This is a genomic window from Vitiosangium sp. GDMCC 1.1324 (assembly GCF_003044305.1).
In the GTDB taxonomy this organism is placed as follows: Bacteria; Myxococcota; Myxococcia; order Myxococcales; family Myxococcaceae; genus Archangium.
In genome coordinates, this window is the sequence record NZ_PZOX01000002.1 from 816053 (window position 1) to 836801 (window position 20749).

The 20749-nt window shown below is 68.4% G+C and carries 20 protein-coding genes; 10 read left to right on the top strand and 10 right to left on the bottom strand.

Annotation, left to right across the window (positions count from 1 at the left end; translation table 11 throughout):
• Positions 1-109: 109 nt before the first annotated feature.
• The 3 genes from DAT35_RS07795 to DAT35_RS07805 are packed head-to-tail and all read right to left on the bottom strand — an operon-like array spanning position 110 to position 4992.
• Positions 110-1462, bottom strand: coding sequence for a VCBS repeat-containing protein (locus tag DAT35_RS07795; RefSeq protein WP_158501594.1), 1353 nt, complete (start codon positions 1460-1462; stop codon positions 110-112).
• 52 nt (positions 1463-1514) lie between these two features.
• Positions 1515-2885 (bottom strand): sigma-54 dependent transcriptional regulator, encoded by a 1371-nt coding sequence (locus tag DAT35_RS07800; protein ID WP_108066248.1) that lies wholly within the window; start codon positions 2883-2885, stop codon positions 1515-1517.
• Positions 2875-4992 (bottom strand): nitrogen regulation protein NR(II), encoded by a 2118-nt coding sequence (locus DAT35_RS07805; RefSeq protein WP_108066249.1) that lies wholly within the window; start codon positions 4990-4992, stop codon positions 2875-2877. Before DAT35_RS07805 ends, DAT35_RS07800 begins: the two co-directional genes overlap by 11 nt.
• A gap of 233 nt (positions 4993-5225) precedes the next feature.
• On the opposite strand from DAT35_RS07805, the gene DAT35_RS07810 reads away from it, so the two are divergent.
• Positions 5226-6383, top strand: a complete 1158-nt coding sequence (locus DAT35_RS07810; RefSeq protein WP_146209619.1) for a hypothetical protein — start codon at positions 5226-5228, stop codon at positions 6381-6383.
• Positions 6380-6814, top strand: coding sequence for a hypothetical protein (locus DAT35_RS07815; RefSeq protein ID WP_108066251.1), 435 nt, complete (start codon positions 6380-6382; stop codon positions 6812-6814). Before DAT35_RS07810 ends, DAT35_RS07815 begins: the two co-directional genes overlap by 4 nt.
• Positions 6815-6962: 148 nt before the next feature.
• Here DAT35_RS07815 and DAT35_RS07820 read toward each other — a convergent pair whose 3' ends face one another.
• The gene (locus DAT35_RS07820; protein WP_158501595.1) at positions 6963-8252 is read right to left on the bottom strand and encodes a serine hydrolase; all 1290 of its coding nucleotides are present in this window, start codon (positions 8250-8252) and stop codon (positions 6963-6965) included.
• Positions 8253-8381: 129 nt separating this feature from the next.
• On the opposite strand from DAT35_RS07820, the gene DAT35_RS07825 reads away from it, so the two are divergent.
• The 5 genes from DAT35_RS07825 (at position 8382) to DAT35_RS07845 (ending at position 12164) form a co-directional block, all read left to right on the top strand.
• A complete protein-coding gene (locus DAT35_RS07825; RefSeq protein WP_108066253.1) occupies positions 8382-8852 on the top strand; it encodes a MarR family winged helix-turn-helix transcriptional regulator in 471 nt (156 codons plus the stop codon).
• Positions 8853-8856: 4 nt separating this feature from the next.
• Positions 8857-9567, top strand: a complete 711-nt coding sequence (locus tag DAT35_RS07830) for a hypothetical protein (protein ID WP_108066254.1) — start codon at positions 8857-8859, stop codon at positions 9565-9567.
• 115 nt (positions 9568-9682) lie between these two features.
• Positions 9683-11017 carry an ATP-binding protein gene (locus DAT35_RS07835; protein ID WP_108066255.1) on the top strand — a complete coding sequence of 445 codons (1335 nt, stop codon included), beginning with the start codon at positions 9683-9685 and terminating at the stop codon, positions 11015-11017.
• Positions 11007-11555 carry a response regulator transcription factor gene (locus tag DAT35_RS07840; RefSeq protein ID WP_108066256.1) on the top strand — a complete coding sequence of 183 codons (549 nt, stop codon included), beginning with the start codon at positions 11007-11009 and terminating at the stop codon, positions 11553-11555. Before DAT35_RS07835 ends, DAT35_RS07840 begins: the two co-directional genes overlap by 11 nt.
• 141 nt (positions 11556-11696) lie before the next feature.
• Positions 11697-12164 carry a hypothetical protein gene (locus DAT35_RS07845; protein WP_108066257.1) on the top strand — a complete coding sequence of 156 codons (468 nt, stop codon included), beginning with the start codon at positions 11697-11699 and terminating at the stop codon, positions 12162-12164.
• A 15-nt stretch (positions 12165-12179) separates the two neighbouring features.
• Here DAT35_RS07845 and DAT35_RS07850 read toward each other — a convergent pair whose 3' ends face one another.
• From DAT35_RS07850 to DAT35_RS07865, 4 genes are all read right to left on the bottom strand, one after another.
• Positions 12180-12905 (bottom strand): DJ-1/PfpI family protein, encoded by a 726-nt coding sequence (locus tag DAT35_RS07850; protein WP_108066258.1) that lies wholly within the window; start codon positions 12903-12905, stop codon positions 12180-12182.
• A 245-nt stretch (positions 12906-13150) separates the two neighbouring features.
• Complete coding sequence (locus DAT35_RS07855) at positions 13151-14050, bottom strand: hypothetical protein (RefSeq protein WP_199242832.1); 900 nt, start codon at positions 14048-14050, stop codon at positions 13151-13153.
• A gap of 102 nt (positions 14051-14152) precedes the next feature.
• The gene (locus DAT35_RS07860) at positions 14153-14560 is read right to left on the bottom strand and encodes a hypothetical protein (protein WP_108066259.1); all 408 of its coding nucleotides are present in this window, start codon (positions 14558-14560) and stop codon (positions 14153-14155) included.
• 10 nt (positions 14561-14570) lie between these two features.
• Positions 14571-15068: a helix-turn-helix domain-containing protein gene (locus DAT35_RS07865; protein ID WP_108066260.1), complete on the bottom strand. Its 498-nt coding sequence runs from the start codon at positions 15066-15068 to the stop codon at positions 14571-14573.
• A 165-nt stretch (positions 15069-15233) separates the two neighbouring features.
• Here DAT35_RS07865 and DAT35_RS07870 point away from each other — a divergent pair, with 165 nt between their 5' ends.
• Together DAT35_RS07870 and DAT35_RS07875 are read left to right on the top strand one after the other, a co-directional pair.
• Complete coding sequence (locus DAT35_RS07870) at positions 15234-15911, top strand: cytochrome b/b6 domain-containing protein (protein ID WP_108066261.1); 678 nt, start codon at positions 15234-15236, stop codon at positions 15909-15911.
• Positions 15904-16614, top strand: coding sequence for a molybdopterin-dependent oxidoreductase (locus DAT35_RS07875; protein ID WP_108066262.1), 711 nt, complete (start codon positions 15904-15906; stop codon positions 16612-16614). The genes DAT35_RS07870 and DAT35_RS07875 overlap by 8 nt, the downstream gene beginning before the upstream one ends.
• Position 16615: 1 nt before the next feature.
• Here the strand turns inward: DAT35_RS07875 and DAT35_RS07880 are convergent, their stop codons facing one another.
• Together DAT35_RS07880 and DAT35_RS07885 are read right to left on the bottom strand one after the other, a co-directional pair.
• A complete protein-coding gene (locus tag DAT35_RS07880; RefSeq protein WP_108066263.1) occupies positions 16616-17038 on the bottom strand; it encodes a hypothetical protein in 423 nt (140 codons plus the stop codon).
• Positions 17039-17052: 14 nt separating this feature from the next.
• On the bottom strand, positions 17053-17835 hold the full coding sequence (locus DAT35_RS07885) for an alpha/beta fold hydrolase (RefSeq protein WP_108066264.1): 783 nt from the start codon (positions 17833-17835) through the stop codon (positions 17053-17055).
• 512 nt (positions 17836-18347) lie between these two features.
• Here DAT35_RS07885 and DAT35_RS07890 point away from each other — a divergent pair.
• Positions 18348-20708, top strand: a complete 2361-nt coding sequence (locus DAT35_RS07890; protein ID WP_108066265.1) for an isoamylase — start codon at positions 18348-18350, stop codon at positions 20706-20708.
• Positions 20709-20749 lie beyond the last annotated feature (41 nt).

Sequence of the window (20749 nt, forward strand, 5' to 3'; positions counted from 1 at the left end):
GCGAGAGAAAACCCATGGGTGGCCCCCCTTCTCCTGGACTGCGAGTCCGGACCAGGAGGCTAGCCGAAGAGGGCCACCCCAGGCACTCCACGCCCCGCCGTTCCGAGGCCTAGCGGCAGATACCCCACAACATCTGGATGCCGCTGCGGGTGAGGACGGCCAGGTCCTGGGCCTTGTCATTGTCGAAGTCCGACACGGTCAGCCCCTGGAGTCCCAGGTCCTGGGGCCACGCGGTGAGCAGCACTTGCGATGCGAAGGTCCCACCCGGCTGACCGAGCAGCAGGCTCACCTGGTTGCCCGTGGTGCTCATGACGAGCAGGTCCGGCACGGTGTCCCGGTTGATGTCCGCGAGCACCAGCCGCGAGGGCGCCTTCCCCACGGCATACGCGGCCGGCGGGGTGACGAAGGTGCCATCGCCCCTGCCACTGAACACGAGCACCTGGTTGCGGCTCGCATCGGCGACCACCAGGTCCATCCACGCGTCCTTGTCGAGCTTCGCCGCCACGAGACCTCGGGGCGTGCCACCCGTGGCCGTGAGGCGCTGCTCCTGGAACGTGCCGCCCTTGTTCAGCAGCACGCCCACCGACTGGCACGTGGCGTCCGGCGACACACCACAGGTGGCCTCGTGGGAGACGGCGATGTCCTGCGTGCCATCGCCATCGAAGTCCGCCACCGCCATCGCGTAGGGAGTCGAGGCCGCGGGGTAGTGGACCGCGGTCTCCAGCGAGCCGCTGCTGTTCACCTTGTACACGGAGAGCTTCTGGTCCGCGCCGCGCAGGAGGGCGACGCTGCGGCCTCCCCCGCCGAAGTCCGCCACCGCCAGGTCGTTGAGGTTCAGACCGGGGGCCGCGTAGGAGACAGGCGCCTGGAAGCTGGCGTTGCCCTTGGAGCGGTACACCGCGAGCGTGGAGTCACCGCTGTTGGCGACGAGCACATCCAGCTTCGCATCCCCGTCGAGATCCGCGAGCGTCACCGCCGTGGGGTCCTTGCCCGCGGTCCACAGGCTGGGCTTCTGGAAGAGGCCCGTGCCCCGGTTCAACAGGACGGCCACCGACTTGCCATCGTTGTTCGCCGTGACGATGTCGGCCCTGCCATCATCGTTGACGTCTCCGACGGCCACGGCCTTCGGGTCTCCCGGGAACGCGTACTGCACCGGGGCCAGGAAGCCGCAGTTGCCCGTGCAGTTGACGCCACCATCCTCGCAGGCTCCCGCACACGTGCCGGAACCCAGGTTACAGGAGGGCTTCGCCGCGTAGGTCGTCCCATCGCTGGGAATCACGAGCCCTCCATCCGTGCCCCCATCTGGCTTGTTGTTGCTACCACCCGTACCCGGCGGCAGGGGACTTCCTCCGCCCGGCTCAGGGGGCAGAGGGTCCTCCTTGCCGCAGGCGGTCGACAGCACGAGCACCGCGCTCAGTACGCCGAGCAGAACTCGAGACGTGGCGTTTCCTGTCAGGGACACGTTGAGAACCTCCAAAGAAGAGAGGCTCCCACTGTTACCACCGCGCCAGCGGCTATGCGCTGTTTCCACTCCGCTCGCGCTCGCGGCGGTGGATGGTGGAAACGTCAATGCCGAGGATTTCCGCTGCCCTGGTCTTGTTGCCACCGCATTGCGCCACCACGTAGGCAATGTACTCGCCCTCGAGCTGGCGCAGCGGAACCAGGCGGGCCTGGGCACGTGACAGGGGATGGGTGTCCGCGGTCACACCGGGGGCGTGGAGCTGGAGCGTGGGCAGGTCCACCGTCTCCTGCACGGTGACGACGGCGAGGCGCTCGACGAGGTTCTCCAGCTCGCGCACGTTGCCGGGCCACGGAGCAGCGGCGAGCGCGGCGAGGGCCTCGGGAGAGAAGCCGGTGAGGCGGGCGCGGGGATTGCGCTTGCGCGACCAGGCGACGAAGTGCTCCACCAGGAGGGGGATGTCCTCGCGCCGCTCGCGCAGGGGAGGCACGAAGAGGGGCAGCACGTTGAGCCGGTAGAAGAGGTCCTGGCGGAACCGGCCCTCGCGCACGCGCGCCTCGAGTTCCTGGTGCGTGGCGGCCACCACGCGCACGTCCACCTTGCGAGAGGCGTCCGCACCCACCGCGCGCACCTCGCCGTCCTCCAGCACGCGCAGCAGCTTGGCCTGGAGCTCGGGCGCCATGTCGCCAATCTCGTCGAGGAAGAGCGTGCCGCCGTCCGCCTCCAGGAAGAGGCCACGCCGGGGCGTGGTGGCACCGGTGAAGCTGCCCTTCACGTGGCCGAACAGCTCGCTCTCCAGCAGCGCATTGGGGATGGCCGTGCAGTTCACCGCCACGAAGGGACCGGCCTTGCGCGGGCCCTCGAAGTGCAGCGCGCGGGCCACCAGCTCCTTGCCCGAGCCGCTCTCGCCGCGCACCAGTACCGGCGCGGGGGCGTGCGCCACGCGCTCGATGAGCTCGTACAGGGCGCGCATGGGGGCGCTGCGGCCAATCAGCGCCGCGTAGGACGAGCGGTCTCCCACCGCCTGGCGCAGGGCCCGGTTCTCCTCGCGCAGCCGGCGCTCGGCGATGGCGCGCTGCACGTACAGCAGCACCTCGTCCAGACGGAAGGGCTTGGTGAAGTAGTGCGTGGCGCCGCGCCGCATGGCCTCCACCGCGTTCTCCACCCCGCCGAACGCCGTCATGATGAGCACGGGCAGCGTGGGGTCCACCTCGCGCACCGTGGCCAACACGTCGAAGCCGTCCACCTGCTCCATGCGCAGGTCGCACACCACCGCGTCCAGCACGCGCCCGCGCACCACGGCGAGCGCCTCCTGCCCGCTGGTGGCCACGTCCACCGTGTAGCCCGCATCCGTGAGGTGGTCGGCCAGGAGCCGCGCCATCTCCACGTGGTCATCCACCACCAGCACTCGTCCTTCAGACGGCATGTCGCTCCTCGCTCGGCGCGAGCGTGGCGGGCCACCACAACGTCACGCACGTGCCCTGGCCGGGCTCACTCTCCAGCTCGATGCGGCCTCCGTGGTTGCGCACGATCTGCGCCACCATCGTCAGGCCCAGCCCCGTGCCCTGGCCTCGCTTCTTCGTGGTGAAGAACGGGTCGAAGACGCGGTTGAGGCTCTCCGGCGGGATGCCACACCCATCGTCCCTCACCGTCACCCGCACCCCACTCAACGCACCCGGCTCGCCCGGCGCTTCCACATGGGCGGCCAGGCGCACCGTGCCCCCGGGCTCGCACGCATCGCACGCGTTGAGGGCCAGGTTGAGCACCACCTGCTGCAACTGGTCCGGGTCCGCCGACAGCGCGGGCAGCCCCTCGGGCACCTCCAGCTCCACCTTCACCTTGCGCCGCTCCGCCTCGCCATGCAGCAGCTCCTGCGCGCCTCGCAGCAACGGCCCCAGCGCCACCTCCCGCACCAGCGCCGGCTGCACCCGGGAGAAGTCCAGCAACTGGCGGATGGTGCGGCTCACCCGGTCGATCTGCTCGATGATGACCTGGACGCCCGCGGCCTGCGCATGCTGCGCGCCCAGCTTGCCCAGCACGTACTCGGCCCGGCCGCGCACCACGCCCAGCGGAGTGCCAATCTCATGCGCGATGCCGGCGGCGAGGATGCCCACCGTGGCCAGCTTCTCCGCGCGCAACAGCTGCGACTCGAGCGCGTGCACGTTGCTCAGGTCCTCCACCACGAGCAGCACGCGTACCTCGGCGTCCAGCTGCTCCAGGGGCACGGCGTGGACGCGGTACTGGCCCTCGGCGCCAAAGAGGGGCAGCGGCTCGCCATGCAGGCTGAGGACGCGCCCGGAGGTACACGCGCCCTCCACCAGCGAGGCGAGCCGGTCCACCACGGCGGCGGGCGCGTTCGGGAAGGCCTCGGGGAGCGAGGCGCCCACGGCGGTGGGAGGCAGCCGCTCGCGCAGGGCCTGGTTGACGGCGGTGATGCGCCCGGCGGCCGAGAGCGCGAGGACGCCCGTGGGGATGTTGTCGAGAATCTTCTGCGTCTTCTCATGCAGATGGGCCAGCCGGTCCGCGTGACGGCGGCTCTCCTGCAGGGCGACGGCGCGCCGCGAGGCGACGATGACGTAGGCACCGAAGACGACGAGGAAGAAGGTCACCAGGATGGCGCCGAGCGCCACACGGAGGATGACGCCGCGCTCGTGGGCCCGCAGCTCCTCGGTGGTGGCGAGCGTGGCCACGGCCCAGTGGACGCCCCCGCGCATGCGGATGGGGGTATAGGCGGCGATGGCATCGGCCGCCCCCAGACCCAACCGTGCCGCCTCGCCCTCGGGGATGCGGACGGCACCGCGCTCACCCGCGCGCATGTGCCCCACCAGCTCCGCGAAGGCCGGAATGCTGCCCGCCTCCGCGTCGAGCCGCTTGTACCAATCCATGAGGGTGGTGTCGCTGGCCGGGGTGGGAACGCCGTGCGCGCCGATGAGGAGCAGCTTCGCCTCCGGCTCCGTGGAGATGAGCTTCAGGGGCGCGAAGAAGGGCTCGGTGTCCACCAGCACTGCAAGCGCCCCCCCAGGCCCATCCTCCGCCGGCGCGTAGGCCGTGGCGAAGACGCGATACCAGCCGCCGGGCGCGGCGGCCACGGGCGGCGAGGTGAGGATGTCCCCGGGCGTCCGGGTGAGCGCCTCGCGCCCCGCCTCCGTGAGGACGGTGCCCACGGCCCCTCGGACGACAGCCGGGCCGGCGCGGCGGTCCATGATGGTGAAGCGCTGCGCTCCCTCCGAGTCCAGGACGACGATGGCCTTGTACTGCCCCACCACCTCGAGCAGGGCGAGCAATTCACGCCGGTGCTCGGTGACAGAGCCGGGACGGGAGAGCAGCTCCCCGGCGAAGCGGAGGTCATCGGCCGCATCGTCGAGCGCATCGGCGACCTCGCGGGCCGCCGCATCCACCTGGGCCTTGCGGTCCGCGGCGAACTGCTCCACCAGCGCGGCGCGGTCGCGGCGGATGAGGTGCACCACGCCCACCACCACGCTCGCGAGCGCGATGCACAGCAGGAGCACGGAGGCGAGGGCGTTGCGGTTCATGGGGGCTGGACGGGGCAGTGTAGCCCGAGGCTTCGGACCTGGCGGGAATGGATTCAGGCACCCGACCCATCCTGACCGCCCGACAGGCGGGCACGCGCGCCCGACCACCATCGTGGGTCATGCTCGGTGGACCGCGAGATGCGACGCAACAGCCCATGCGGCCACCTCGATGTCCCGAAGCCGTCAGACCCAGGAAGTCTCATGAGGCACTCCGAACGTGACAGGAGATGCCCATGCCTTTGTGGAAGTACTCTCTTGCATTGCTTCTGGCCGCTGCCCTCTCCGGGTGTGGCTCGGCGGATAGGTCCGTGCGTCCCGATGACGCCTCGGCCAGGGTGTACGAAGCCGAAGCGGACGCCTCCCCGGAGGAGCTCTACTTCGAGCTGGTGCGCTTGCACTCAGCCGGACTGCTGGAACCGGGGCGCATGGACGCCATCCGCCGCACTCTGGACGAGTTGGACGGACGCTACGAGGAAGGTACCGAGGCCCACCACGAGCAGATGCGCGTCGCATTGGCCTCCGCCCTCCGCCGCGCGCTGCGGGACATGCGCCGGGGCGAAGACGCAGCCGTAGCGGAAGCCTGGTACGAGGGCCACGCCTATGCCGGAAAGCTGTACCGGGCAGGGGTACGCGAAGCGGAGCGCCACGCCGAGAACACCCTCCTCATCGCCGGCATGATGGGAGTGCCCACCAGCGAGGAGGACCTCGTCCTCATGGTGGCCATTCCCGTCGGCGGCTACGTGGTGGTGAAGGTGGGAGGCATGGCCCTCAAGCATGCCGCCTTCCTGATGCGCAAGCTGCGCTCGGTGGATGACGTGGTGGACCGCGCGAAGGCGCTGGGCCTCCGGGTGAAGTACGCCGCCGATGAAGCCGAGCTGCGACGGGTCGCTGGCGATGAAGCAGCCGAGACCGCCCTGCGCACAGAGCTCCACGTCGGCACCAATGACGAGCCCTTCGTCGGCAAGAAGAACCCCTGGAATCCCTCCAATCGGAAGGACAACTGCACGGCCTGCGTGGCCACTGTCATCCACAACAGCCTGGAGGGATACTTCGAGCATTCAGCCGATGAACTGGAGCGGCTCTTCGGATATGCGGGACGTGAGCGCCAATTCAACCCGGAGAAGTCCTTGCGCTACATCGAAAAAGCCACGGGCCTCAAGGCGAGTTCCAAGCCCGTGGCAATGATTGGAGGCCGGGCTCCCGTCGGCCACTATGCCGTCTTCACTCACTGGAGGGAGGGCAACTATCATCATGTCGTTTACGGGCGAGTGACGCCCACCGGGCGGGTCATCATCTTCGATCCACAGTCCATGACCCACATGAGCTATGCGCAGATGCTGAAGGAGGCTGGAGGCAGAGCAATGCCGTATCTCCTGGAGGCGACGGAATGAGCGATGAACAATTCTTCTGCGAGTACTGCGGCTACTACTCGGACAGCAATGAGCGCTGTACCCATTGCGGAAAGGACATCGCCGACCTCTTCACGAATCCGTCCGGATTCCGCATCCCCCTGATGGGCAAGCTGCTCATCCGCCCCTACGACAGGGCTGATGCCGAGCGCACCTGGACGGCGCTCGCCGAGGTATGGGGCAAGCTGGAACGGGAGACCAACCTCGGCCTGCTTCCCAGCCAGATGAAGAAATTCCCGCCGCCAGGAGACGTCATCGAACTCTACGGCTCCGACTTCGAGGCCAGCATCTTGAGGGATGAGTTACCCGGACGGCTGGTCATCGAATTCCAGGAATTGCCCCGGGAGCAAATACCCCACCGGCCGAAGTACCAGCTTCCCCGCCCGCCCACCGTTCCCCGGAACAAGCGCTGACACCGAGTAATCGGAAGGTGTCAGACTCGACTTTCGCCATTTTGGGCGCCCCCGAGGGAAGAGATTGGAACCGCAGCGGGGCTTTCCGGGCAACCGACTGGATGTGGGCGCTCGGGCGACCGTCCGGCAGCCAGACCGAGCGAGGAAGTCATCGTATGAGCGTTGGCGACGCGTCCACCCTCCCACCACCCTCGGACTCGCAGGGCGGGTGGGGCTCCTCCAGTGCCTGGGGCGACTTCAGCTCGGGCCGGTCATACGGGATGTAAGCGTTCCAGAACCACGGCATGCACGTGGGCCCCAACAGCGCGTCCACCAGGTACTTGAAGAGGCTATCGCCATTCGAGCTGTTGGCGAGGAGCAGGAGGGCGTGGCGCCCCTGGTCGAACGACACCGCATAATTGCGCCACCCGTCCTCGTGCCCCTCCTTGAAGTAGGCCTTCCCGTGGGGCGATTCGAACAGCCCCCAGCCGAGCCCGTAGGCCAGCCCGATGGCCCGGTTGTCCTCCGTCGTCCGCTCCGACGTCGTCGGGAACTGCTGGACGGAGTGGATGGGCACTTGCGCGCGGAGCATCTCCTCCCGCGAGGCCCGGGAGAGCCCCTCGCCCCGCAGCACGCCCGCGAGGAAGCGCGCGTAATCCGTCACGGTCGTGTCCATCGAGCCCGCCGCACGGACGCTCTGCCGGCGCTTGTGGCCGAGCGGCTTGCCCTCCTCGTCGTACCCGACCGCGAAGTCCGTGGCGAAGTCCTCGCGCCACGTCATGCTCGTGCGGGTCATCCCAAAGCGGTCGAAGACGCGGGCCTGCATCAGTGCGCCAACCTCCTGCCCGGTGGCCTGCTCCACCACGAGCTGGAGCAGGTTGATGCCTTCTCCGGAATAGCTGTATCGGCGCCCGGGCTCGAACAGGATTTCCAGCTTCCCTTCGGGGTGGGTGAGGCGCCAGTTCGGCAGTCCGCTCGTATGGCTGAGCAACATGCGCGGCGTGATCAGCCGCCAGCGTGGGTCTGCCGCCAGGTCCTTGTACTTCTCGTACTCGGGCAGTGGCTTGTCGAGCCAGGTGGAGATGGGCCGATCCAGCTCGAGCGCCCCCTCCTGGACGAGCTGCATGACCATGTAGGCGAAGGCTGCCTTGGTCAGTGATGCCCCATACATGACGGTGGAAGTCGTCAGGGGCTGCCGCTCGGCGGTGTCCTTCAGGCCATAGGCCTTCAGGTGGACAATCTGGCCGTCCTGGATGAGCGCCACCGCGAGCCCCGGGACCTTCGCCGCGGCCATCAACCGCTCGACGTGCTGGTCCACCTGCTCGGAAGAAAGCCGGCGGCCATCGAGCCGGCGAACCCCGCTCATCCCCGCGCCGGCACAGCCGGCCAGTCCCAGACAGGAGAGTACGGCGAGGCACACGCCCATCCCGGTTTTGACGCGCCTGCTCCAGCGGCCCATCGTTGCTCCTTGGCATGCGGCACGCATCAGGCGGCCGCCATCATGACAACGGTCGAGACCGCGCCCGATTGCAGGAATGGAGGGTTCGCATCATTTGACAGGAACCTGTCATCATGACAGGTTCCTGTCATGTCGAAGCTGACGCCGTCGGCGCTGTCGTTCAGCGAGCTCCTCATCGAGGTGTTCCACATCAACGGGCTCGCGCTCGCGGCGGGTGAAGTGCTCAGCAACCCGTCGGGGCTGACCAGCGCGCGGTGGCAGGTGCTCGGCGTGGTCGACCACGGTCCGGAGCCGGTCGCCAGTGTCGCTCGGACCATGGGGCTGACGCGCCAGAGCGTGCAGCTCACCGCGGACTCCCTGGAGCGCGACGGCTTCATCGAGTACGTGGACAACCCGCACCACCGCCGCGCCAAGCTCATCGCAATCACCGAGTCCGGACGCAGGGCGCTGCGCGAGGTCGAGGCGCGCCACGCGGCCTGGGCGACCCGGCTCGGCAAAGGCATCGATCTCGCGACGCTGCGTGCCACCGTGGAGGGCCTTCGGCGGGCGCGAGAAGTCCTCGAACAGGACGCCGCAACCCCAGACCCACGAAAGGAGTGAGCCCATGTCGATGACCATCCCCGTGCTGCCGTGCGCCTCGATGCCCGAGACGTTGGCGTTCTACCGGACCCTCGGCTTCGAGGTCACCCATGAGCAGACGAGCCCCAACGTGTACGCGGCGACCCGCCGCGGCGATGTCCACCTGCACTTCATGGGGCTCAAGGGGCTCGAGCCCTCCGAGTCGTACAGCACTTGCCTGGTGATCGTCCCAGAGGTCGAGCAACTCCATCAGACCTTCGTCGACGGCCTGCGCCAGACGTACGGCAAGGTCCCGGTCTCCGGCTTCCCGCGCATCACCCGCATGAAGAAGGGCCAGAGCCGCTTCACCGTGGTGGACGTCGCCGGCAACTCGGTCATCTACATCCGCCAGGACGCGCCGGACGATTATGACGAAGGCGCCTCGGACAACCCGTCGCAGACCCGGCTCGGCAAGGCGCTGCGCGCCGCGGCGCGCCTGCGCGATTTCAAGAACGACGACGCCGCGGCCGCCAAGGTCCTCGATGTGGCGCTGAAGAAGGAGGCCGGTGCTGCGTTCGAACGTGCGCGCGTGCTCGTCGCGCGAGCCGAGCTCGCTGTGGCCATGGATGACTCGGCCCGCGAGACAAGCGCGCGCGCGGAGATTGCCGCACTGGTGCTCAGCGACGACGAGCGGGCACGGATCGATGAGGAGCTCGAGGCCATCGGTGCCCTCCAGCGTCGCGTCGAAGGTGTCTGATCGGCCTGCGTCAGCGGCCCGCCTCCGCTCCTGTGCATGTGTGAGGCCCCGTGCGTCAACTTGACGCATGTGCCTCGGGGAGAGGCTCGCGCTATTCAGGGCCGGAGTGTCCAGCATGCCGACCCATGCCCAGACGGCCCCGCCAGGAGCTCCGCGGTACGGAGAGCCCCCGCGTTTCTCCTTCGTCCGGGGCGTGGCGGAGCGATTGTCCTCCCGCGCGATCGCGCTCGCCTGGCTGGTGCGGCTGCGGTGGCACGCAGTCGCCGGCCAGGCCTTGACGGTGGCCGTCGTCACGTGGGGGCTCGGACTGAAGCTTCCGGTGATGGCACTCCTGGCCCTCATCGTGATGACCGCGCTGTCCAACGCGCTCCTTGCCGTCTGGCTGCGCCGGGCCCCGGAGGTCCGTCCCGCAGTACTCGGAGGCGTGCTCGCGTTCGACACCGCCATCCTGACGGGCCTGCTCGCGCTCTCGGGTGGACCGGCCAATCCCTTTGGCATGCTCTACCTCGTCCAGGTCACGATCGCCGCGCTCGTGCTCGGTCCGCGCTGGACGGTGCTCGTCGTGCTGCTCTCCACCCTGGGGTACTCGAGCCTCTTCGCCGTCCACGTCCCCCTCCCGGAGGCCGCACGGGCCCACGGGCTGCACGGCATGTGGATCGCCTTCGCCCTCACGACCCTGCTCATCGCCTTCGTCGTGGCACGAGTATCCGCGGCGCTGCGAGATCGCCAGCGGGCGCTCGGCCGTGCGCAGCAGCTCACGGCGCGCGCCGAGAAGCTCGCCTCCCTGAGCACGCTCGCCGCTGGCGCGGCCCATGAGCTGGGCACTCCCCTGGGCACCATCGCCATCGCGGCCAACGAGCTGGAGACGCTCATCCTGGAGTCCCCCCAGGAGGCCCTCGAGGATGCCCGCCTCATCCGGGATGAGGTCGAGCGATGCCGGGACATCCTGGAGCGCATGAGCGCACGGGCTGGACAGACGCTCGGAGAGATTCCAGAGCAGACGACGGCCGGCGCCATCCTCGAGAGGCTGCGGGAGCAGCTCGAGGCCACGGACCTCGTCCGCCTCCGGCTCGACGCGGCACCGGATGTGACCCTCCGCTGTCCCATCCGGGGGCTCGTCCAGGTCCTGGCGAACCTCGTGCACAACGCACTCCAGGCGAGCGAGGCCACCCGGTCGGCCGTGACCGTGTCGGCGCGCGCAGACGCCACGCGGGTGTGCTTCCTCATCGAGGACCACGGACCCGGCATCCCGCGCGAGCTCCTGCCGCGCCTGGGGGAGCCGTTCTTCACCACCAAGCCCCCGGGCCAGGGAATGGGACTGGGCCTCTTCCTCAGTCACGCCTTCGCCGAGCTGTGCGGGGGCCGGCTCGAGCTCGTCTCCGAGGAAGGAAGGGGAACGCGCGTGACGTTGGAGCTGCCACGCCGGGTGGAGGTGACCCATGGGCGGTGAGACCCCCTCCGTCGTCCTCCTCGTCGATGATGATGGAATCCATCGCGAGCGGCTGGGGCGGGCGTTCGAGCGGCGCGGCTTCCGGGTCTACGGCGCATCGGATGCGAGGGGAGCGCTCGCAGGAGCCCGCGAGCTGGGCCCCAGCCATGCGGTCGTCGACCTGCGCCTGCCCGATGGCTCCGGACTGGAGGTGGTGCGCGAGCTCAAGGCGCTCGACGAGCGGATGTGCATCGTGGTGCTCACCGGCTACGGCAGCATCGCCACCGCGGTGGAGGCCGTGCGGCGCGGGGCCACGCACTACCTCTCCAAGCCCGCCGACGTGGACGACATCCTGCTGGCCTTCGCCGGGTCCACCATCGCGGCGGGCGAGCAGGCCGCGCTCACCCACCAGGTCCCCTCCCTCGCACGGGCGGAGTGGGAGCACATCCAACGGGTGCTCGCGGACTGTGGGGGCAACATCTCCCAGGCCGCGCGCCTGCTGCGCATCCAGCGCCGGAGCCTTCAGCGCAAGCTCGCCAAGCATCCCGTATCCCGGTGAGGCCCGTCCCGGAGAGCGGGTGGGGGTGCGTCACCAAGACGCACGAGGCGCTCCGCGTGTGGCTTTAGGGTGTCTCCCCAGGGTGGCCATGCGCATGGGCGCCCTGCTGTTCGCCAGAATCCCTCGGAGACGGTGAAAGACATGCTCTATCAGTGGGTCCTCTTCCTTCATTCCTGGCTGCGCTGGGGCGTGGTGCTCCTCGGCGCGCTCACGCTCGGGCGGGCGTTGCAGGGTTGGGCGCGCTGCCGGGATTGGACGCGGACGGATCGGCGCGTGCAGCAACTCTTCGTCGCCGTGCTCGACAGCCAGGTGATGCTCGGGCTGGTGCTCTACTTCGCGCTCAGCCCGCTGACGCCCACGTCCCTGGACGGGTTGCGAGCGGCCATGTCCATCTCCGTCCTTCGCTTCTTCGGCATCGAGCATGCGTTCGCGATGGTGCTGGCGCTCATCGTCGCGCACGGGGCCTCCATCGCGAGCCGCCGGGCCGAGGACTCCACGGCCCGGCACCGCCGGTGGCTGGTCGGATTGCTCATCGCGCTCCTCCTCATCGCGGTGGGAATCCCCTGGCCCGCTCTGCCCTATGGGAGACCGCTGGTGAGGACGTTCTGAAGGGCCCCACAGGGCTCAGTTGCTCGTGGCGCGATTCACTTCCTGAGCGGTTTGCAGCATCCGCTGATTCAACGTCCCGAGAAGGCTCGAGACCTGCTTCACGATCCTGGGCTCGGCGGTTCTTGGAGTTCCCGCGTCGAAGGGAGGCTCAGGGTCGTATTCCATCGCGAGCTGCGTGGCCTTCGCGGCGTCTTCTCCGCGCAACCGGGCCAGGAGCACCAGCCCGAAATCGATGCCCGCCGTCACGCCTCCGCCCGAGAGCCGGTTGCGATCGGCCACCACGCGCGCCTGGACAGCCTCTGCTCCAAATGCCGGAAGAAGCTCGTGCAGGGCCCAATGCGTCGTGGACCTGTACCCGCGCAGGAGACCCGCCGCCCCCAGGATGAGCGAGCCCGAGCACACGGACGTCACGTACCTGGCCCGAGCAGCCCGCTCCTTCAGGAACTGGAGGAGCTCCTTGTCCTCCATGGCCTCGGCCGTGCCCAGACCACCAGGGACGAACAGGATGTCCAGGTCGTCCGGGCAGTCGGCGAAGGTCGTGGTCGGTTGGATGCCGATCCCCGAGTCGGTGGAGACCGTGTCGAGCGTCTTCCAGACGAGGTGGGTCTTGCCGTGCATCCCCAGCACGGCTTGAGGACCGGCCAGATCCAGGAGGGTGAAGCCCGGATAGAGCACCATTCCGATCTGGAGCGGCGGCTGCTGCGGGTCGAACGTCAGCTCAGGATTCTTTGTATTCGTCATCGGTCGTTCCCAATCCTCGAAGGTCCTTCCACGGTGGGTGGAGTCCGCACTGGATGAAAGGAATTGCACCCATGCGTGCGGCGCTCCTGGGAAGACACCTTAACGACACGCATGGAGCACTTCGTGCGTCTTGGTGACGCACCCCCACCCTCTCGCCGATACAGAGAAAGGACTACGTCGCGGCGGGGAGACAGGACACCGCCAGGGGCACTCCGAGCGCTGGGCGGGCCCAGGAACGCCTGGCATCAGTCGACGCGCGTCCACTTCTGCCCATTGAAGGCCATGAGGTCCTTGGCACCGAACGACCACAGGACGCCGTCCGCCACGCTCAGGTGGTAGCAGGTCTCCGGGGCGTCATCGCCGAAATGGATCGGCGTCAGGCGGTCTCCTGACAATGTAAAGAGTTGGCGGTGCGTCGACAGGTAGAGCCGGTCGCCGTACCAGGCCATGTCTTGGATGTCCTCCCTCGGGCCGTCATGTTCGACGACCTCCCAACGGGCGTCTCTGCCTCTGAGCAATAGCCCCTGGCGCCCCGTGGCGTAGACATGGCCATCGCCGGCACAAAGCACGCGGGTCAGGACGACATCGACCGGGCTTTGCTGCTGCGTCCATACGCTGCCGTCGAAATGCCAGATCTCCCCATCCCAACCGACCGCGTAGAGGTTGGATTCGGAGAAGCCGTCGATCGATTCGAACCCCTTCACTTCGCCCGCCACCGGCTGGAGCTGCGGGTCCAGGCAGGTCCAGAGGTTCTCGCCGTCCCGGCGGTAGACCTGGCGGCCCATGCCGACGGCGAAGGTGCGCCGGCCAATGGTGCGAACCTGGCGCAGATGGCCTCGCTTCGAGGGGTCGCTCTGGGCGGTCCCGATCTTCTCATCGCGCTCTTGCCCGCTGCCGAACAACTTCACGTCGCCGTAGGGCGAGATCGCGATCATCTGCTCTACCGGATGCACGCTGATGGCCACACTGCTCGTTGGCCATGTCACGGCACCGATGTATCCCAGGTTTCCCCGATCGATTTCATGAAAATGCGAGTGCTCGATCGAGCGCGGGACATTGTCGTCCTGCGAGACGGTATAGGCGAGGTCGTGGTAACGAACGCTGCCCGACACATAGGTGTGCCTGCTACTGAGGTCTAAAGGCATCTATCGATTCCAATTCACTATCGTCGGCTGCTGGGGTGTTGGACGTCAGCCCCCTCCCAGCGTACCCCAAGTGGGCCGCTCGAATGGGCCGGGGGACGTCCACTACGTCGCGGCGGGGTGACAGGACACCGCCAGGGGCACTCCGAGCGCGGCGATCTCCGTGAGCTCCTCGGGAGAGAGCGCGAAGTCACACTGCCGTTCGTAGGCGACGACCAGGTAGAGCGAGGCCACGGTGGCTCCCAGGGCCCGGAGCTCCGGCAGCCGCGCCCTCAATGCTCGCAGCGGCTCGAGGGACGAGGCACCCGGCTCCAGGTCATCGTCGAGCAGCACCAGCATGGCGCTCCCGTACGGCAGCGGCTTGTCCTCGTAGCGCCCCGAGGGAGCCACCTCTCCGGGCTCGTTCTTGTCCACCAGGACGAGCCCGGTGCGCGCCTCGGCGAGCGACGGAGAGAAGGAGTCGCCCTGGAGGAGGAGGTACAGGAAGCGCCGGGTCGTGGCCTGCGGGCTCATGCCTGTCACTTCACCCCACGTCCACCACGAGCGCCAGCGGTGTGCCCCGCCGCACGAGGAGCAGCGGGACGGCCTCCGCCACCGGGAGCCGCGAGGTCGCCGCCAGCAGGCCCCAGGGCTCTCCCTGCATGAAGGAGAGCACCTGCGGCTGTAGGGGATGGCCCTGGACCGAGGCTGAGGCCCGCGAGGTCGTGCGTGCACGCGAGACACCGGAGCGCGCGGGACGCTTCCGGCGAGGAGGCCGGGAAGCCCGCTCCACGGCTCGCGCGCACTCGGGGCCCAGCAGCGCATCCAGGGAGAGGCACAGGGCATGGCTGAGCTCGCGCAGGGTTCTCACGCCGGGAGACAGGAGTCCGTTCTCGAGGCGCTTGTACGCCGAGAGGCCCAGGCCGAGACGCCGAGCCATCTCCGCCTGGGTGAGCGCCGCGCTCCGGCGGGCGGTGCGGAGGGTCCCCCGGAGGGCCTGGGCCAATTGTTTCCGGACCTCGGGAGGTAGGTGACTTGGCATGGTGGCCGTCACTCTATCTACCCGGGACGTCAAGTCAACCCGCGCGGTCACTTCTCGCTCTCCCACCGTTTCAAGTCATGTGGCGCGGGCTGTCGCATAGAGGACGCACGTCACGGCCGCGGCGTCCGAAACCGTGCGCCTGCCCCGGGAGGCACGAGCGCGGCAGTGGCCACGCATGCTCGGCTCTCCGCCGTGCCTCAAACCCCGCGTCCACAACCCGGGCCCATCCGCCTCGTGCACTGGGCCAACGTGCCCCTGCTGGCCGTCATGGCGATGAGTGGCCTGCAGATTCTCGTCGCCTATCCCATGATGGGTCCGCAGGGAGAGCCCTACAGCTGGTACCCCGTCCAGGGGACGCCCCCTCCCGCGTGGGCCCGGTTGGGCGCATGGCTCGCGGGCGCGCGGCACTGGCACTTCGCCTTCGCCTGGTTCTTCGTCCTCAACGGCCTCGTCTACGTGGCGTATCTGCTCGGCAGCGGCGAGTGGCGCAGGCGCCTCTTCCTCCCGAGGCGGGACGCCCGCAACGCGCTGCACATGGCCGCGTACTACCTCCGGCTGCGCAAGGAGGCCCCGCCGCAGGACCCGTACAACGGCCTGCAACGCTTCGCGTACACGGGCGTGCTGGCGCTGGCGTTCGTCGAGGTGCTCTCCGGGCTCACCCTCTACAAGCCCGTGCAGTTGCACGGACTCACCTGGCTCTTCGGGGGCTACGACCCGGCGCGCGCGGTGCACCTGCTCGTGCTCGCGCTGCTGGCCCTCTTCACCGTGGGGCACGTGGTGCTGGTGCTGCTCCACCCCCGCGCGCTGGCGGAAATGGTGACAGGAGGCAAGCGGCATGAGTGACACGCCAGGCGGCAGGATCCTCACCCGGCGCAAGCTGCTGCTCGGCACGACGGCGGCCGCGGCCCTGGGCGCCTGCGACAGCAGCCGGCCCCACCAGGGATTCCTGGGCACCATGGAGCGCTTCAACCTGCGCTTCCAGGCGGCGCTCTTCGACCCGGAGCGGCTCGCGCCCGAGGAGCCCGAGGAGGCGCTCACCCGGCCCGGCGCCTTCCCGCAGTACTTCGTCTCGAGCGAGATGCCACGGGCTCCGGCCGGCTGGGCACTGAAGGTCGGCGGGCTGGTGAAGCAGCCGCGAGTGCTCTCGCTGGACGACCTCTACCTCCTGCCGCGCACGGACTACCGCATCCGCCACCACTGCGTGGAGGGCTGGAGCGCGGTGGCCGCGTGGCACGGGGTGCGGGTGAGCGAGCTGGCGAAGCTCGTGGGAGCGGATCCACGTGCCCGCTTCGTGGAGTTCCGCTCGTTCGACTCGGGCTATTACTCGTCCTGGGACGGCCCGAGCGCCTTCCACCCGCAGACGATCCTCGCCTACGGGATGAACGGCGGGCCGCTGCCACCCGAGCACGGAGCCCCCCTGCGCCTCTACTCGGCGGTGAAGCTCGGCTACAAGATGGTGAAGTACCTCACCGAGGTGAACTTCCTCCCGGAGCCCACGGGGGGCTACTGGGAGGACCGCGGCTACGAGTGGTTCGCCGGGGTGTGACTCAGACCGCCTTCTTGCCCGTGGACGGAGACTTGCCTCCCACCCCCGAGGCCCGGTCCGCCAACAGCGCCTTGAGGGCCTCGTCGCGCGACTTGTAGACGTTCACCGCCGCGCCGTTGATGACGCCGCTGGTGCTGACGAACATCTTCGTCATCTCGTCGCCGCCGTAGCGGAAGGAGCGCTTGGTGTAGCGCGCCAGCACCTCGGTGCGCTCGCGCCCGAAGACGCGGCCCGCCGTGTACTTGACCACCAACCCGTCCAGGTTGATGAGCAGGTCCACCTTCGAGGGGTAGCGCGACAGGAACCCCTCCACCTCGGTGCGCCAGCGCGCCACGTCCAGTGCGTTGTTGAGGATGCAGTCCTCGAAGGTCGCCGTGACGACGTCGTGCGCCTCGTCGTAGTCGAAGGACATTCTCCAGGCCATGGGGATGCCTCCTACTACCGGCCGAGGCCGGCAAGGAAGGACGTAAGGAGTGCGGCCGTCTCCGCGGGCCGCTCCACCTGCGGGTAATGCCCCGGCCCCGGCAGGTACGCCAGGCGGGCGCCCTTGATGAGGTTGACCACCCTCTCGCGCAGGAAGGCCGGCGGCAGGAACGGATCATCCGTGGCCACCACCAGCGTGGGCGCGGTGATGGAGGCCAGCTTCGCCTCGAAGCCACCGCCCGTCCACGCATCGAAGCAGCCCTTGATGGACGCCTCCGCCACCGCGCCACCCACCTTCAGCAGCCGCTCCAACGACGCCTCCGGGAGCTGCAGGCACGCCAGGCCGAGGATGGTCTTCTGCTTCTGCCTGTCCCCCGCGGAGGTGCGGAACAACCCCGCCGCATCCGGCGGCAGCGGCAGGCCCGAGGCGGGCACCGTGTTGAGCACCACCAGCCCCTCCACGCGCTCGCCCTCCTGCGCGGCCACCCACTGCGCAATCTGGCCGCCCATGCTGTGGCCCACCACGGTGAAGCGCTTGAGGCCCGCGTGGTCCGCCACCGCGAGCACGTCCCGCACGAGCTGCTCCAGCGTGTAGCCGCCCGCCGGCGCCCCGGACTCACCCGAGCCGCGCAGGTCCGGAATCACCAGCCGCAGACCCGTGGTGTCCAGCTTGTCCACGAACTCGTCGAACACCGCCCCTGACATCATCCATCCGTGGACGAGCAGCACGTTGCGAGGCCCGTTTCCGATGACGCGGTAGTGGATGGGCGTCTGATCGCTGGAAGCAACAGTTGGCATGTGAAGATCTCCTCCTTGAGGGAAATCCGCGGAGGGGGGAGCCGCGGCGAGGGACTGCTCTAGGGGGCGCGGATGCTACGCGAGGTCTTCGCCAACAGTGTAGCCCGACTACCATGTGAAGTCGTCAACCCGGGGTCCTACGTGCCCTGACACCGTGCGACATGAAGCGTGTGGGATGGAGCTCAAAGAGGGGGGGGACGCATCCACGGGGCTCCAGGCCCGCGCACCAGGCCCGCGCACCTGCGGCTCACGGCCGCGAGCTTCCAGGTGGAGGTGCTCGCCCCGGCGAAGCCCGTGCCCATGGCCCTCGCGAACTGACACGGCGCGGCATGTTCGCGGCTCCGGACATCTCCGTCTCTGCTCAATAACACTCAGAGTGCCGGAGTCAGGGGGAGTCCGGTTCACCCCGGATTGACTCACAGGTCAGAGCGATGGTGGAAGTTGAAGGAGACGGGTAGGCGCGGGCCCGCCTGTCTGCCCATTCCCCCCCACACCGCGCCGGGAGTCACTCCATGAAGCTTGCTGCCGGAAACCGCCGCCCGTGGCGGGCCCTGCTCACCGCGGGCCTCTTCGCCACCCCGTTCCTCTCCTGTGGCCCCTCACCGGAAGCCGGCGTCCGCGCCATCGAGGGAAGCCAGGAAGCCGTGGGCGACACGCAGCAGGGCGCCATCTCCTGGACGCTCGGTGCCCAGTACGACGCGACGAAGGCCAACATCACCTTCAGCGTCTATTCGTCGCGCGCCACCCGCATCGATGTCTACCTCTACAAGGGACCCTTCGACACGACGGAGTACTTGAAATACCAGCTGACCCGGACGGGCGACGTGTGGTCGGTCAAGGTCCCCGTCAGCGCGTTCGGCACCGGCACGGTGTACTACGGCTATCGCGCCTGGGGCCCCAACTGGCCCTACAGCAGCAGCTGGACCCCGGGCTCCAGCACGGGCTTCATCTCCGACGTCGACACCAACGGCAACCGCTTCAACCCGAACAAGCTGCTGCTCGACCCCTACGCGCTGGAAATCAGCCACGACCCGACCAACGCCACCAACACGAACGGCACGATCTACGCCTCCGGCGCCACGTACCGGAACCTGGACAGCGGCTCCAAGGCGCCCAAGGGCATCGTCCTGGCGGCGGACACCACCAGCTTCGGCACCAAGCCCACGCGCGCACTCAAGGATGACGTCATCTACGAGGTGCACGTGCGCGGCCTCACCCAGGGCGACACGAGCATCACCTCCTGCCGGGGCACCTACGCGGGCGCGGCGCAGAAAGCCGCGTCGCTGGCGGCGCTCGGCGTCACCGCGGTGGAGTTCCTCCCGGTGCAGGAGACGGACAACGACGACAACGACGTCGACCCCAACAGCCCCACGGATGACAACTACTGGGGGTACATGACGCTGAACTACTTCGCGCCGGACCGCCGCTACGCCTGCGACAGAACGCCGGGCGGCCCCACGAAGGAGTTCAAGGCCATGGTGAAGGCCTTCCACGACAACGGCATCAAGGTCTTCATCGACGTGGTCTACAACCACACCGGCGAGGGCGGCGCGTGGAGCGCCACGGACAAGACCACGTACAACGTCTTCTCGTTCCGCGGCCTGGACAACCCCACGTACTACAGCCTGACCAGCGACATGCAGAACAGCTGGGACAACACGGGCGTGGGCGGCAACTTCAACACCCGCAACACGACGGCCCAGAACCTCATCATCCACTCGCTGAAGTACTGGAAGGACGAGCTGGGCGTGGATGGGTTCCGCTTCGACCTGGCCTCGGTGCTCGGCAACACCTGCGAGCATGGCTGCTACAACTACGACAAGACGACTGCTGGGACGGCGCTCAACGGCATCTGGAACAACCTGTCGCCGCGTCCCGCGGGCGGTGGCTCTGGCGCGGACCTCATCGCCGAGCCATGGGCCATTGGTGGCAACAGCTACCAGGTGGGCAACTTCCCCAGCGGCTGGGCCGAGTGGAACGGCTACTACCGCGACACGTTCCGCAAGGACCAGAACCAGATGGGCGTGGCGACGGTGACGCCGGGCGACCTGGCCACGCGCTTCGCGGGCTCCTCGGACCTGTACTCGGATGACGGCCGCAAGCCGTACAACTCCATCAACTTCATGGTGGCCCACGACGGCTTCACCCTGAAGGACCTCTACACCTGCAACAGCAAGAACAACCAACAGCCCTGGCCCTTGGGCCCGTCCGACGGCGGCGAGGACAACAACCTCAGCTGGGACCAGGGGGGCGTGGCGGCGGACCAGCGCAGGGCGGCGCGCAACGGAATCGCCTTCCTGATGCTGAGCGCGGGCACGCCGATGATCACGGGGGGAGACGAGTTCCTGCGCAGCCAGGCCTGCAACAACAACGCATACAACCTGGACTCGAGCGCCAACTGGCTGAACTACGGGCTGAACGCGGACCAGACGGACTTCAAGACGTTCACCCAGCGGCTCATCGCCTTCCGCAAGGCACACCCGGCGCTGCGTCCCGCCAACTTCTTCAGTCCCGTGGACAACAACGGCAACGTGATGGAGCAGATGCGCTGGTTCCAGCCGAGCGGCGCCGTGGCCGACTCCACGTACATGGGCAATGGCAACAACCACGCGCTGGCCTTCCGCATCGACGGCACCGAGTTCGGTGACACGGCCGCCGCCATCTACGTGGCCTACAACGGCTGGAGCGGCGCGGTGGACTTCAAGCTGCCCTGGCCCTTCAATGGCAAGCAGTGGTACCGCGTGACGGACACCTGCAACTGGGCCGAGGGCGCCAACCAGGTGGCCAGCCCCGGCACCGAGGCGGCCATCGGCGGCGAGAACACCAACTACAACGTGTGCGCCCGCGGTCTGATCGTCCTCATCGCCAAATAGAGTTCAGCAAGGGAGAGCTGGACATTCGCGGGGCGCGGTGC